Annotated in this window: 9 protein-coding genes; 3 read left to right on the top strand and 6 right to left on the bottom strand. The window is 35.9% G+C overall.

Translation table 11 applies throughout. From position 1 onward, the window contains the following. Nucleotides 1-36: 36 nt before the first annotated feature. Together cptA and JHT90_RS04630 are read right to left on the bottom strand one after the other, a co-directional pair. The gene (gene cptA / locus JHT90_RS04635; RefSeq protein WP_379971839.1) at nt 37-1,836 is read right to left on the bottom strand and encodes a phosphoethanolamine transferase CptA; all 1,800 of its coding nucleotides are present in this window, start codon (nt 1,834-1,836) and stop codon (nt 37-39) included. A 579-nt stretch (nt 1,837-2,415) separates the two neighbouring features. Then, complete coding sequence (locus JHT90_RS04630) at nt 2,416-5,241, bottom strand: FAD-binding and (Fe-S)-binding domain-containing protein (protein ID WP_379971858.1); 2,826 nt, start codon at nt 5,239-5,241, stop codon at nt 2,416-2,418. 187 nt (nt 5,242-5,428) lie between these two features. On the opposite strand from JHT90_RS04630, the gene JHT90_RS04625 reads away from it, so the two are divergent. After that, entirely contained in the window at nt 5,429-6,661 is a 1,233-nt protein-coding gene (locus JHT90_RS04625) for a hypothetical protein (protein ID WP_201094696.1), read from the top strand. 87 nt (nt 6,662-6,748) lie between these two features. Here the strand turns inward: JHT90_RS04625 and JHT90_RS04620 are convergent, their stop codons facing one another. Both JHT90_RS04620 and JHT90_RS04615 read right to left on the bottom strand, forming a co-directional pair. Further along, on the bottom strand, nt 6,749-8,041 hold the full coding sequence (locus JHT90_RS04620; RefSeq protein ID WP_201094694.1) for a peptidylprolyl isomerase: 1,293 nt from the start codon (nt 8,039-8,041) through the stop codon (nt 6,749-6,751). Next, nucleotides 8,022-10,835, bottom strand: coding sequence for an LPS-assembly protein LptD (locus JHT90_RS04615; RefSeq protein ID WP_201094692.1), 2,814 nt, complete (start codon nt 10,833-10,835; stop codon nt 8,022-8,024). The genes JHT90_RS04620 and JHT90_RS04615 overlap by 20 nt, the downstream gene beginning before the upstream one ends. Before the next feature lie 123 nt (nt 10,836-10,958). Here JHT90_RS04615 and JHT90_RS04610 point away from each other — a divergent pair, with 123 nt between their 5' ends. Beyond that, a complete protein-coding gene (locus JHT90_RS04610) occupies nt 10,959-11,984 on the top strand; it encodes an aminoglycoside phosphotransferase family protein (protein WP_201094690.1) in 1,026 nt (341 codons plus the stop codon). After that, nucleotides 11,981-12,640, top strand: coding sequence for an N-acetylmuramate alpha-1-phosphate uridylyltransferase MurU (gene murU / locus JHT90_RS04605; RefSeq protein WP_201094687.1), 660 nt, complete (start codon nt 11,981-11,983; stop codon nt 12,638-12,640). Before JHT90_RS04610 ends, murU begins: the two co-directional genes overlap by 4 nt. 53 nt (nt 12,641-12,693) lie before the next feature. On the opposite strand, the gene JHT90_RS04600 is transcribed toward murU, so the two are convergent. Both JHT90_RS04600 and JHT90_RS04595 read right to left on the bottom strand, forming a co-directional pair. Next, nucleotides 12,694-13,875 carry an L-dopachrome tautomerase-related protein gene (locus JHT90_RS04600; RefSeq protein ID WP_201094685.1) on the bottom strand — a complete coding sequence of 394 codons (1,182 nt, stop codon included), beginning with the start codon at nt 13,873-13,875 and terminating at the stop codon, nt 12,694-12,696. Between the two features lie 138 nt (nt 13,876-14,013). After that, nucleotides 14,014-14,814 (bottom strand): PhzF family phenazine biosynthesis protein, encoded by an 801-nt coding sequence (locus JHT90_RS04595; protein ID WP_330893056.1) that lies wholly within the window; start codon nt 14,812-14,814, stop codon nt 14,014-14,016. Between the last annotated feature and the right edge of the window lie 45 nt (nt 14,815-14,859).

Here is a 14,859-nt window from a genome sequence, read left to right as displayed (position 1 = left end):
AATAACAAATTATTGGCTTTTTTATTGCGCTAACTATTAATCAACCAATTCTTTTTTAGTCTTTAACTGTCTTTCCTTGGCGATTGCTAATTGATTGCCCATTGTAGATTGCTTGGTACTGTCTGGAAATAGCGCATCATAAGATTTTAATTTACCATTAGGATCACCTATCCAACGAGTTTTGACTACATAATTAGGGTTAACCAAACTGTTTTCAGGTAAATAATTATCATAAGTTAAACCAGCTAGATCAGACAGCGTATGAATTAGATGGCTTGAACTATATGGCCGATTAACCATTGCTTGTAAATTATGTTGATGGGTTTGTTGCCAACTTGGTGAACTCCATACCATAAAAGGAACTGTATACATACCTTTAGTTGGCGCAGCTTCATTACGCCCTAACACCTTATGTTGAGGATCGCCAAACACCTCCTCACCGTGATCTGATAAATAGACCAAGAAACCATAAGGATCTGTTGCAGCAAATTTTTTAATTAATGTAGAAACCACATAATCATTATAAAGCACTGCATTATCATAACTATTATAAATAGCGACTTGCTTATCATCTAAATTAGCAGGCACAACTTTATCTCTTCCTTCAAACTTGTTGAATTCATCAGGATATCTATATTTATAATTCATATGGGTTCCTAATAAATGAACCACAATAAGTTTTTTAGGGGCTGGATCATTTAAAACCTTAGCAAATGGTTCAAACACCACCTCATCATGTTGCTCTGCATTTTGACTACGTTGATTATTTAAATAAAACTGCTCATCTGCTATTTGTGAGAACGTAGTCAGCATAGTATTACGTTTAGTCATGGTTTGCTGATTTGTTATCCAGAAAGTTTTATAACCTGCTTGCTTCATCAAATTAATAAAGGAAGGTTCTGATAAATAACGATTAGGACTTTGCTGGTCAGCAAAGGTTAGTGCTTGTTGTAACATCTCAATAGTATAAGGACGAGCAGCTACAACATTATTAAAGACCACTAATCCTTTATCTGTTTTTTGTATTTGTTGTAAATTGGGTGTTGTATCGCGAGGATAGCCGTATAACCCCATATGTAATCGTGACGTAGACTCCCCTATCACTACTACTAATGTTCTTGGAGTTTCTCCATTACTATCATGCAAATTAGCTATGGGAGGTAAAGCCGCATTATTATCTAATAATTTTTGCATATTAGTTAATTGCTGTTGATATTGATAATAACCAACCACTAATTGCCAAGGTACTGCTGGCTCCATACGAATAAATGCTTTTTCGGCGGCAACAGCAAATGGTTCTTGTTTTTTTAACATTCTGTTAGCAAGCGGATAACCTGCCACACTTATCACTATTAATAAGCACACCATATAAATTGCTAATGGATTTGGTAAATAAATCGCCCTAACCTTACGCCATAGTAAAAAACCACCAATTGTATAGGCTATTAATATACTTAATAAGGTCAGGCTAAAGTATTGGCTAATATATTCACCTGCTTCTGCGGGATTTGACTCAAACATAATAAAAATTACGCTTTGAGAAAATTCCTGCTGGTAAATTATGTAATAGCCTAAACTACCTAATGAAGCTGCCCATAATATTATTCCAATTACTGCTGCTATTTGTCTTGTGTATGTTGGTATTAATAATAAAGGTATCAACCATAAGGTACTGAAATAAAAACTATTTCTTAGCCCTTCAAAGCCTGCGGTTCCAGAAAAAAAGATTAATCCCTGTATTACAGCCGAAAAATACCAAAAAAATAACAGCGACCAAACCAATGCTTTCCAATCAAATACTTTTTTTGAATCTTCAATTTGCTGAACGTAATTCACACTATACCCAACTTTGTCATACTATGTTGGCTGCAGAATACAAAACTAGCTGTCAAATTTATGTTAAATAATTGTGGTAACAATGTTAATAGCTGGTATTTTTAATAAATTTATACACTTTTCTGGATAAACAATAAATGTATATAAATCATAAAAAACTATCCACAAAATCTGTGGATAACTTTGTTGATAACAGTTTAAAAAATCCCTATAAGCTTGCTAACAAGTAGCTTTGACTCAAATTGACTATTTTTTAAATTAAAATTTTCTTTATATTTTTCAATAACTTATATAAAAATAAAAATATATAAAATTGCTTGACAGAGAAAAGCTAGATTTCTCAAGTGCTGTGTATAAGTCAAGCTATTTTCTTCGTTTATTTGACTAAAAGCTATTAAATAACTGTTTTAAATAAAGCAAACAACTGTTTACTTACAAAATAAATATAATTTTATATTATTCAATGGGTTATAGATAATTCAAATATTATTTATTGATATGTGCAACCAACCTATTAATTGAGTAAGTAAGTTGGTTAATATGTCGGCTTTAACTAATTAAAAAGCTTAGCAGTATCTATTATTCAGCTATAAATTTAGGTTTTGTCACAGTATCTACTAAATACACAATACTATGATAATTAATACCACTATGTTCAGTTAAGCCAATTTCACAAGTACGACTATTAGAAACACCTTGCTTACAATGTTTAACTGCATCTTTGAGATGACGCAATGAATGAGCATTAAGTTCTGGGGTATTAAACCCTTTATCACCAGCAAAGCCGCAACAATGAATATTTTCAGGTATCACAACTTGTTTTGTTGTGCAGTTTCTTACAATATCTAAAAATGCTTGATTTTCAGCTAAATGCTGACTACTGCAAGTAATATGTAGTGCTATATCTTCCTCTATAGGATTAAACTCTAAACGTTCTAATAAAAACTTATGAATAAACTCAACAGAATCATAAACATTTAGATTGATTCCCCGTTGTTTAATCGCCTCAATCACATGTAAACTACAGGAGCTTGTATCCATATATATTGGATCTTCACCATTGCGACTGGTTATGAGTAACGCCTCTATTAGCTCATCCAATTTCTTAGTAGCTTGCTCTGGATATCCCTTAGAGTCAAAGGGTTGACCGCAACAAAGATCATTTACCCATTCAGGCAATATCACTTGATAGCCTGCCTTTTGTAGAAGCTGTTTAGTTTTATCCACTAATTGCACTTGATTAATATCATTTACCGCAGTCCCCATCATTCTAGATACACAAGTAGTAAAATAAACCACACGCGGACGGTTATCAGTTTGTGCTGGCACAAACCTTAAAGGTTTTGCTGCCGTTGGCATAGCATTTGACCAGCGTGGAATATGATTAAAGCTTAACTTACGAAGCCCATGAGTAATACTTTCCATCATTGGGCTACCTACTATATGCTGCGCTGTAGCAGCTACTGCAAAAGTAAAACGGGCACCTTTTAAGGTACTAGCAAAATGATTATCTACCCAACCAGCTATTTTGTTATGAGTGGCTGTTTCAGCACGTAACTTTCTAATTAAATCCCCTGTATTAATCTCTAATGGACAACGCATAGCACAAAGCCCTGTTGCCGCACAGGTCTCCATACCATAATACTGGTATTGTTGCATTAAAGTGCTAACATCTTCACCTGCCCTTTTTCTTGCTTGAATATCACGCCAAATAACTATTCGTTGACGTGGCGATAAGGTTAAATCTTTAGCAGGACAAACAGGCTCACAAAAACCACACTCCATACAACGATCAACTGACTCATCAGCTTCAGGTAATGGTTTTAAATTCTGTAAATGTATTTCTTTATTTTTGGATAATACAACATCAGGGCTAAGAATGTGTTTAGGATCAAAAAGCCGTTTAATCTTCCACATTAACTGCCAAGCTTCAGTTCCCCACTCCAACTCGACAAATGGAGCCATATTGCGTCCTGTACCATGCTCAGCTTTTAATGCTCCACCAAATTCAACAGCTACTAGTTGTGTAACATCATTCATAAATGCTGAATAACGGGCTACTTGCTCAGCATTACTAAAATCTTGGGTAAATACAAAATGCAAATTACCATCTAAGGCATGGCCAAATAAAATGGCCTCATGATAATTATGCTTATCAAATAACTCAATTAAACGATTTGCCCCTTCAGCTAAACGTTCTATAGGAAAGGTAACGTCTTCAATAATTACCGTTGTACCTATTTTACGAACACCACCAACAGCGGGGAAAGTCCCTTTACGAATCGCCCATAATTTGCCATATTCAGCAGGGTTTTGAGTAAAGTCTATTTTTTGCTCAGTAGGAAAATGCTTAATAGACTCCATAATTTGTTTTAATTGCTCATTTAATAAGCTTGGGCTTACTGCACGTGACTCTATTAATAAAGCACAGGCATTGTCTGATAAAGTTTTCACCCATTCAGGCAAACCAGGTTTATTTTCCACAGAGCGCAAACTACGTCGATCAAGCATTTCTACTGCTGAAACAGGCTGTTGCTTTAAAATAGGTACTGCTTTACAGCACGTTTCAATATCTGGGAATACAATAAAAGCACTCGCCTTAAAAGGATGCTCTGGTACTGTATTATAAGTAACTGCACTGATAAACCCTAAAATACCTTCAGAGCCCACCATTATATGTTTTAAAATATCAATAGGGTCATCGTAGTCCACTAAGGCATTGATCGATAACCCTGTGGTATTTTTTAAACGATATTTATGACGAATTTTATCAGCCAATTCTGTGTTAGCACGGGTATCCTTGGCTAATTGGGCTAATTCTTCTAATAACCAACTATGACTTTGCTTAAATGCCTCTACACTTTCTGGTTTTTCAGTATCCAATACCGTACCGTCAGATAATACCACGCGAATATCTTGGATCGTACTGTAACTATTCTGTGCCGTACCACAACACATACCACTGGCATTATTAGCTAATATACCGCCTATTTTACAAGTATCGATAGATGCAGGATCAGGGCCTATTTTTTGCCCATAAGGTAGTAACCATTTATTAGCTTGCGCTCCTATCACACCTGGTTGCAAACGTATTTGTAAGCCATCATTACGGATATCCTTGCCATTCCAATGATCCCCCAATACTAGTAACACTGAGTCAGTAGAGGCTTGACCAGATAAGCTAGTACCTGCCGCCCTAAAAGTAATAGCTACTTGCTCTTTATAAGCACTCTTCAGAATAGCTACTACCTCTTCCTCACTTTCAACACGAATAACTAGCTTAGGAATTAAACGGTAGAAGCTCGCATCTGTTCCATACGCTAGGGTTGTCATAGAATCACTAAAACGTCGATTTTCTGGTATTAACAAATTTACAGCATGAATAAAATTATTTGGCAAATCAATCACGGTGTGCGCAGTCATAGTAAAACCTATTTGTTTTGTCCAGTCAGGCAATAATAAATAATTATTAAAAAATATAGTCTATTATATAGATTATTATCATGATTTATATGCAAACATTCCAAAACGTCAATAATATCTATTAGAATAGGATTTACAAAAAAACTAATTAAATATAAGAAGAGACTTTATGGATCAAAGCAGTTATGGCAAAAAAGTTTTATTCATATTATTTTTAATCACTATTGGGTTGCAACTAGCTAGCATTTTTTTAAATGGTACTTACAATATAATTATTCTAGTAATATCTTTAATTGTAGGCTTTTTTGTTTGGAAATTTCTAACAGATAAACACACTCAACAATTTATTGAATTAGAAGTGACTGAACGTGCATCTCACTTAATTGGCACTTTACAACAGGCTATTGCGCAAAAGGCGTTAGAAGAACCTTTATTATCATCACAAAACAGCAATCCTCGTCAACTAAATACTCGATTACATATTTCATCACTGTATTTATTGCTTTGCATTGTGGGTATCCGTCAATCAAAAGGCAAAACAAACTATGTATCCCGTAAGCAATTTAATACTTTATTAGAAAAAACTATACCTGCCTTACAAAAAGTTTATATTGCACGTGGTACCAAAAAAGAAAGAATTGTTGAACTCATTAAAAATAATTATGAACAGGTAAAACAATTAATTACTACGTATTGTAGCTATACTAAAAAATACAATAGTGATCCAACTTTACCTATACAAGCATGGTTTGAAGAAAAAAGCCGTATTAATTTATCCGCCCAACCCTATATTTTTAATAACTTAAGTGAATATGCTATTGATGAAAGAGAAATAAAATTACTTCAGGAACTTTGCCGTCCCAAAAAGCACAGTATAGTACTTGAAAAAGTAAGGGATAAAACAGAGACCTTTATGAGGCTAATAAATCAAACCCATCGACATGCCTTACAACAGCAAGGTAGAGATATATTAGACTATCATTATATTGAAAAATACCTATCTGCATTTCTATTGATTTTTGGCTTAATCATTATCAAAGAATCTAATGGAAATGCTAGCTATATGCAGAGTATCGAATACCAAGCCTTAAAAAAAAAGGCCTCAGTGATGATTAAGTCAATGATTCTTAATAGTCGCTATTTAGGCGTAGAGTCACTAGGTCAAAAACAAATTGAACAACTTGTTAGCTTTATGGACAAACAATTACCTTCTGTAGAAATGGCCTGTTTAGACTATTTCAAAGCAACACAAGGACAATTACAAACACCAGAGATATATTTATTAGATTGGTTTAAATCAACTACAAATACTAGTTTAGCAGGTAAAACTAATTTACCCTTTACACTCAATCAATATGTACAACAGATTTTATCAATAAATTCAAACGGACAAATAGAATAGAAAACTAAATTAAAACAGCAATAAGGGATATTTACTATGGAACAAACTAGCGATAATAAAATATCGCTAGCTTTTTATAGATAACTACTAGAGTTTTATTTCCACATAAGCTTCATCACGAAGCTGTTGTAGCCAAATTTGTAATTCTTGATCATATTTACGGCCATAAAGAATATTCATGGCTTGTTGTTTGCGATACTCTGCACTGTTATCAGTAGAGCGACGACCTTCTACTTGTAGAATATGCCAGCCATAACGTGATTTAAAGGGTTGTGATATTTGACCAACAGGCAAACCATCCATTACATTACGGAACTCAGGTACTAATGTGTTCGGATCAATCCAATTTAAACTACCGCCACGGTGTGCAGAGCCTGGATCATCTGAGAAACTTTTAGCTAGTTGTGCAAAATCTTCCCCAGCCATAATACGTTGATATAAACGATCAGCTAATTTCTTAGTATCTTCTTCACTACGGATTTGACTTGGCTTTAATAAAATATGGCGAACGCTAGTCTCATCTTGTAAATGAGCTGCCCCACCTCTTTTATCCATCACTTTTAGAATAATTAATCCACCAGGGGTACTGACTGGTTGGGTAAAATCACCTACTTTTAAACCATTTATTAATTGGTCAAAAGGTGGTGGTAACTGTGCTGCTTGACGCCAACCAATTTCTCCACCTTCCAATGCTTTATCACCACTTGAGCTTGTCATTGCCAACTTAGCAAAATCAGCACCATTTTCTAACTGTCTGTAAATATCCGTGGCTTTTTGTTCTGCTTTTTGAATAGCAGCATAAGAACTACCCTGCGAGACAGGCACTAAAATGCTAGCTAAATAATATTCTTCTGATAATTGCGCTTTACCTATTTCAGAATTTAAAAAGTTCTTAACTTCTTGATCAGTAATACGAATTTTCTCACCAATCACACGTTGTCGAACACGATTAATAAGAATTTCACGACGAATCTGGTCTCTTAAAGCAGCTAATGATAAACCTTCATTTAGTAAAACCTTTTGAAACTGATCCATATTTAAGTTATTACGCTTTGCCACATCAGCAACAGCTTGATTAACTTCATCATCATCAGCCGTAATACCATAACGATTAGCTAATTGAATCTGTAAATCTTCAACAATGAGCCTATCCAGTACTTGTTTTACTAAAACATCTTGTGGTGGCAAATCACCACCACGCTTCGATACAGTTTGAAGTACCTCTTGTACTCTGCTATCTAATTGACTTTTCATGATGACATCATCATCGACGATAGCAATTACACGATCTAAACTTTTTACTTGTGCAGAGGCAACCCCTGAAAAAACTAATAATATTGAGAATAATACTAGCCAAAAATTAGAAACTTTGATCTTCACGTTTACGATAACCCTCAATACCTTTCTCTAGGAAACCATTAGCACCACTACCATAGACATTACCTAAACCTTTAAACACGATTTGGAAGAAAATGCCTCGATCAGATGTACTATTGGTACGACTTAGAATACCATCATCATATTTTTGCCAATAACGTCCTACTACACGGAATTGCCAACAACAACTATCATATTCAATACCACCGAAGGAATCTAAAGTACGATTACGGTTGTAGTCATATTGCCAACGTCCAATTAAACTCCAGCGAGGAATAATTGGCCAGATAAAAGATGTATCAGCTTGTTTAATCTTATAGTAATCTTTAATGGTATCAGTTCGCCAAGCACCATATTGATAGTAATGGCGCGTCATATCACCCGATTGTTGCCATCTACTTGTCCACCAATTATAAGCAACATTATCATCACGATAACGGAAGCCTATATTAAATATCTTATTAAGATTACTTTCTGGTTGATAATGAAGCATCACACTACCAGACTCAGTCTTACTATCCTCAGGACTCCAGTTATAAGCTGCCGACATCCGCCAATCACGATTGAAACGATATAAATATTGTAAAGCAATTGGTGAGGTATCATTAGTAGCTAGGCTTCTTTGCCGCCAATCAATACCAGGCATTTGTACTTTACGGTCTTTAAAGTAATAAGCTTGGCCTATACTAACCCGTTGCCGTTCAAAACCGTTATCCTCTAACAAACGACTCGTTAAACCCACAGAAACTTGGTTAGTGTCACCTATGCGATCACGACCTGAGAAGCGATTGGTTCTAAATAAGCTATCAAAGTCAAATGGAGTTTCTGATGTATCAAAAATAGGGATATCATCCTGCTTCTTGTAAGGTACATATAGATACATTGCACGTGGTTCTAAGGTTTGTTTAAAGTTAGTACCAAACCAATTTACCTTACGATCAAAATATAAACCTGAATCTATTTTGTAAGCAACTACACTACGGTCAACACTGCTCTTAAAGCGTTGTCCATCTATAAGCATTTGCTGTTTACCCTTACTGTCCAAATCTAAATCATAATTGGTATACATGTATTGCACAGAGGGAGCAATATAACCCCATGATGATCGAAGCGGTAAACTAATCTCTGGTGCTACATAAGCACGGTTACCATTTGCCCTCATCAATCCTTGAATCAAATAATCAGGATGATAAGTAATATATTGCAAAGCAGGATCTGGCTGTTCATAGAAGTTTGTATAGGTTTTATCTTTTAAATCACGATCAAAACGTACATATTCAGCATCATAATTAAAGTTTAAACCACCTGGGGTAAAGGGTAATTTACCAGTTAAAGTTAGCTGTGGTAAACGATCATAACCAGTAATACTACTTACTGTAGCCATTTGATAAGCATGTACATTAACAGCCGCAGTAAAACTATCACCACGATAGGTTAATTTACCTTTTTGATTAACATAAGTTCGACTATTTACACCATTACTATTAATATCTAAATCTTCAAAATAGAAAGGATCACTTAAACGAGTGAAGTCTACCTCTGCTAACCAGCGTGAATTCATCCCTGTTGTATTTTGCCAACTATACATCCAACGGTTACGGCTATCTTCACCATAGACTTTACGGTCTTCATTCATATCTCCGTTATCGTTTAAATAAGCAGCAGCAAATTGCCCCTGACTATTTTCTGTTAAATAACGAAACTCACCTTCCATTAGTAAACCACGTTTGGTCATTAACTGGGGATAAAGTGTAAAGTCATAATTAGGTGCTAAATTAACATAATAAGGTGCTAATAAAGTAAAACCATTATCGCCACTAGAGCTAAAGCTAGGCATCAAGAAACCCGTTTGACGGCGTTTATCAATTGGGAATGATATATATGGCGAATACATCACTGGAATATCTTTTACTCTTAAGGTAGCATTCGTGGCTGTACCGCGACCTGTTTCACGATTTAAGACAACATTATTACCACGAATAGTCCACGTATTATCGCTAGGTTCACAGCGTGTAAAAGTACCATCTTTCAAACGAATTAAACCATCAGAACTACGCTTAATATAACGAGCATTGCCACGATAGTGGGTTTCATGCACTACAAATTCAGCATTTTCAACTTGTGCCTCACCTTCGGACAGCTTAACTTCAGCGCTATCACCAACGACCAATGCCCCCACATCACGCAACTTAACATTGCCTGATAAGGTACCAATATTATCAACACGGGATAGATCAGCTTGGTCTGCTTCTATCTGTACAGAACCTTGTTGAAGAACTACATTACCTGCCAAAGTACCCACTTGTTTTTCTTGATTATAGCGTGAGGTATTAGCAGCAATATAAGTGGGCGCTTCACCTATTGGCGTTTGATCGTTCATACCAACGCGATCTGGCTCAATATAACTACCTTCACAATACAAACCTATTTCAGCAAGCTGTGCAGGTGTTAACTGATCTCTTGGCACCCAGTCAAGATGGCTATAGTCAGCACTACGGCTAGTTAAGGCTCGCCCTTTATTCTCAGTTGCTAAAGGTGTTGTTGCTTTAGAAGCTTTTTTACCATCTGTTGTAGCAATAGTTGCAGTAGGGTCTACTGAAGTTGTAGGACGTGGCGGCAAACTAGCAGAACGTTCAGCTGAAGAACAATCCCATCCACCTGAGGCAGAGGGACGGCAAGCGAACTGATTATTATCAGCAAAAGCAACAGGTACAAAGGCCAAAGGCTGCAATACCAAAAAGCTGCCAGTTACTAACAAAGGTATTTTTGTACGAAAAACGGTAGTTTTAACTGCCATCTTAAAATAATCCAAAATTCCTATAGCCCAAAATCAGGCAAATATATTCTCGATGATCGAGCAAAGATAGTGGATAATAAAGCATCATTACATTAACTGCTAGCCCTTTTGGAGAAGCAATTTATGAATAACGACTTACGTCTAGTCCAATTAATCTCTTGGCTATCCTCTCTAAGCCTTGATTTACCTTTCTTCAAAGGTAAATTAAACGAGGATGACATATTATTAAAAGCGGCTAGTAGTGATGCAAGTTTTCGTCGTTATTTTAGACTTTACTTGAATAATCAATCACTAATCGTGATGGATGCCCCACCGCCACAAGAAAATAAAAATTGCCTACCCTTTATTAAAGTAGCTGGCTTACTTGCTAACCAAGGATTAAATGTTCCACAAATTCTCGCTGCTGATCTTGAGCAAGGTTTTTTATTGCTATCAGATCTCGGTACCCAAACATGGCTAGAAATACTAACTGAGCAAAATGCAGATAAACTATTCCCACTTGCCATTGACAGCCTAATAAAGCTGCAACAAGCGCCTTTATCTGCGGAGCTTCCTGAATATAACGAAGCTCTTTTACAAAGAGAATTATTACTCTTTCCTGAATGGTACCTTAACAAACATTGTAACATTGTCTTTACAGAAACTCAGCAACTACTATGGGAAAAAATTTGTAAAAAACTCATTGAAAGTGCTTTACAACAGCCTAAAGTACTTGTACACCGCGACTATATGCCACGTAATTTAATGCTCAGTAACATTAACCCAGGGGTATTAGATTTCCAAGATGCTGTTTATGGGCCAATTACCTATGACATAACCTGTCTTTTTAAAGATGCTTTTATTAGTTGGCCACAAGCAAAAGTACAACAATGGTTACTACAGTATTGGCAGCAAGCAAAGCAAAACGGTATTAGTATTCAGGATAATTTTGAAGATTTTTTATTAGTCAGTGATTTAATGGGAGTACAGCGCCATCTTAAAGTCATTGGAATTTTTGCGCGTATAATGCATAGAGATAATAAACCTCGTTATGTAAAAGATGTACCACGTTTTTTCAATTATATTAATGAAGTGATTCAACGTCGCCCTGAGCTAAATGATCTGCAAGAACTATTAAAACAGCTCTCCTTACCAGAGAATAAACAATGAAAGCGATGATACTAGCCGCAGGTAAAGGGGAACGTATGCGCCCGCTTACCTTAACCACACCTAAACCGTTAATCACTGTCAATGGTATACCTTTAATTGAATACCATATTAATGCATTGGCTAAAGCAGGTTTTACAGAACTGGTCATTAACCATGCTTGGTTAGGCCAACAAATAGAAGATTACTTAGGTAATGGCCAACAATTTGGTGTATCTATTCAGTATTCTGCAGAAGGAGAACCTTTAGAAACAGGGGGCGGTATTCTAAAAGCGTTACCTCTTTTGGGTGAGCAACCTTTTTTAATAGTAAACGGTGATGTTTTTTGCAATTACCCTTTTACACAACTAAAACACTCTATTGATCATTTAGCACATTTAGTTTTAGTTAATAATCCACCTCATGTGGCTAATGGTGACTTTGGTCTGTCACAAGAGCAATTTGTATTAAATGAAGCAGAACAAAAATATACCTATTCAGGTATAGCTATTATTCATCCAAAACTTTTTGCTCAATGTACTGAAAAAACTTTTAAATTAGCACCCCTATTAAGAGAAGCTATACAAAAGCAACAAGTGACAGGGGAATTATTTACAGGGAACTGGACTGATGTAGGCACTATTGAACGACTGAAACAAGTAGAAGCTAGCCTAAAATAAGCTATATAATAAATATTCTGTTATTAAATAGCTGATTGTTAATTAGTCACCATCTACCAATTTGGTTTTTCATTAATTTTTATACGAAATAGGCTATAGGGTTTCTCTCGCTTATCTTTGCCTTTATGAAAACCAGCCTGACGATGTAATTGATTCGCTGTAAAATATAAATAACCATCTGGCCCAATTGCTAATGTATCAGGCCATAAAATACGAGGGTCGTGTACAATAGTTTGCCACTCACCATTAGGCAATCTTTTTCTGATCGAGTTGTGCTCATAATTACCTGCATATACTGCACCATTGGCGTCAGATTCTAAACCATCAGACGCGCCTTTTTCGCCTAAATCCTTAACCGCTTTTGATAACTCAGCATCTGTTACATTTGGGTCGCGTAGTAAATCTGTAGCGATTGCATAAAGATGTCTACTTGATAAAGGAGAAAAATATAATATTTTGCCATCATTGGATAAAGCAATACCATCTGAGCCAGCAGCAAAAGCTGAAGTTTTACCATCTGCACTACGTCTAAGCAATGCTTCTCCTTCAATAATAGCAATAAATGACTTATCAGCTGCGGCTGCAACATCTCCTGTTAAACGTCTAAGAGCTTTCCCTGTTTTTAAATCCATTACAATAATTCCACCACTTGCTGAAGATTCAGTTACATAAGCAACCCCCTCTTCCCCTACGCGAAAATCAAAACGCATATCATTAAGGTAAGTTTGTGGTGTCAATACTTCTGCAGGAAATAATAAGGTTTTCACTATTTTATTGGTGTTTAAATCAATGGCTACTAATTTTGCTCCACCAACTACAGGAGAAGAAAATTTAGGGGCAGCTGTATCCAATACCCATAGTCTTCCCCTGCCATCAGCAACCACACTTTGTACACTAATAAAATGATTTTTTATATCAACTTTATTTGCTTTATTGATCTCTTTACTAGGATAAGCCACCGCTTCGCCATCAACAAGCTCTGCCACAGTAAATGGCACATCATCACCCCAGCGCGGAAAGTTAACAAAGATACGGCCATCCTCTGCTACTGTAACACCTGTTGGCATTGCTCCATTGAAAGCTGCCACAGCTTCAAGATTGCCATAAAATTTTTCAGTGGGTAATGAGGATAAATCAATGGGTGGTTTTGCTGCATATACAGGTAGAGTAGATAAAATAACTATTGAAGTAGCTATTATTAGTTTCTTAGCATTACTTTTGATACTTAATAACATAGAGATATCTACCCGTTTGCCCAAAAAAAATTGCTTATTATTTACAATGAAATTTAATCATTAACTAAACTTCATTATAAATAGCAAGCCCTTAGGGTAGAGTTAGACTTTAGTGCCAAAATAGACGTGAATTGTTACTTAATCTGGCAAATAAAATAGACCCTCTAAATAAAGCACAGCTTTTCCTTCAATCACTACTCGATCACCTTTCACCTCACACAATAACTTACCACCACGTGCAGAAGCCTGATAAGCCAATAATCGAGTCTTATTTAATTGCTCTGCCCAATAAGGCGCTAAACCTGTATGAATAGAACCTGTTACTGGGTCTTCATCAACACCATGATTAGTTGCAAAAAAACGTGAGACAAAATCATACTCTTGGCCAGGAGCTGTAACTGTTACACAATAAGGATCAAGCCGAGCGAGTAGCTCACTATTAACCACCACATCACGTACTTGTTGCTCATTGTCATAAATAGCAAAATAGGCTTGTACATTACGTACCACTCGCTGCGGCTTTATACTTAGCCCTGCTAACAATTCCTGCGGTGGATTATCAATCACTTCAGTAGGTTTTCTATTAGGAAAATCCATTTGTATAAAGCCATTATCACCCTTATAAATAATTAACTCACCCACTTGTTCAGTGGTAAACACCACCTCAGTAAGTGAATCATTTTCCTTAAATAAAACAAAAGCACTGGCTAAGGTGGCATGACCACAAAAAGGTACTTCTATCGTAGGAGTAAACCAACGAATATGATACTTATTACCTGCAACTTGTTTGATAAAAGCCGTTTCTGCTAAATTATTTTCAGCTGCGATATGTTGCATTTGAAACTCAGATAGCCACTCTGTTAACGGTACAACTGCCGCAGGATTACCTTGAAATAAGGTATCAGTAAATGCATCTACCTGAAACATTTTGAGTTTCATTATTGTTTTCTCCTCTCAAGTCTTACCATTAAATATACGCTGGGA

It is taken from the genome of Entomomonas asaccharolytica (assembly GCF_016653615.1).
GTDB classification, from domain to species: domain Bacteria; phylum Pseudomonadota; class Gammaproteobacteria; order Pseudomonadales; family Pseudomonadaceae; genus Entomomonas; species Entomomonas asaccharolytica.
The sequence above is the reverse complement of the archived record's forward strand: the minus strand, read 5'-3'. Positions and strand labels throughout refer to the sequence as shown.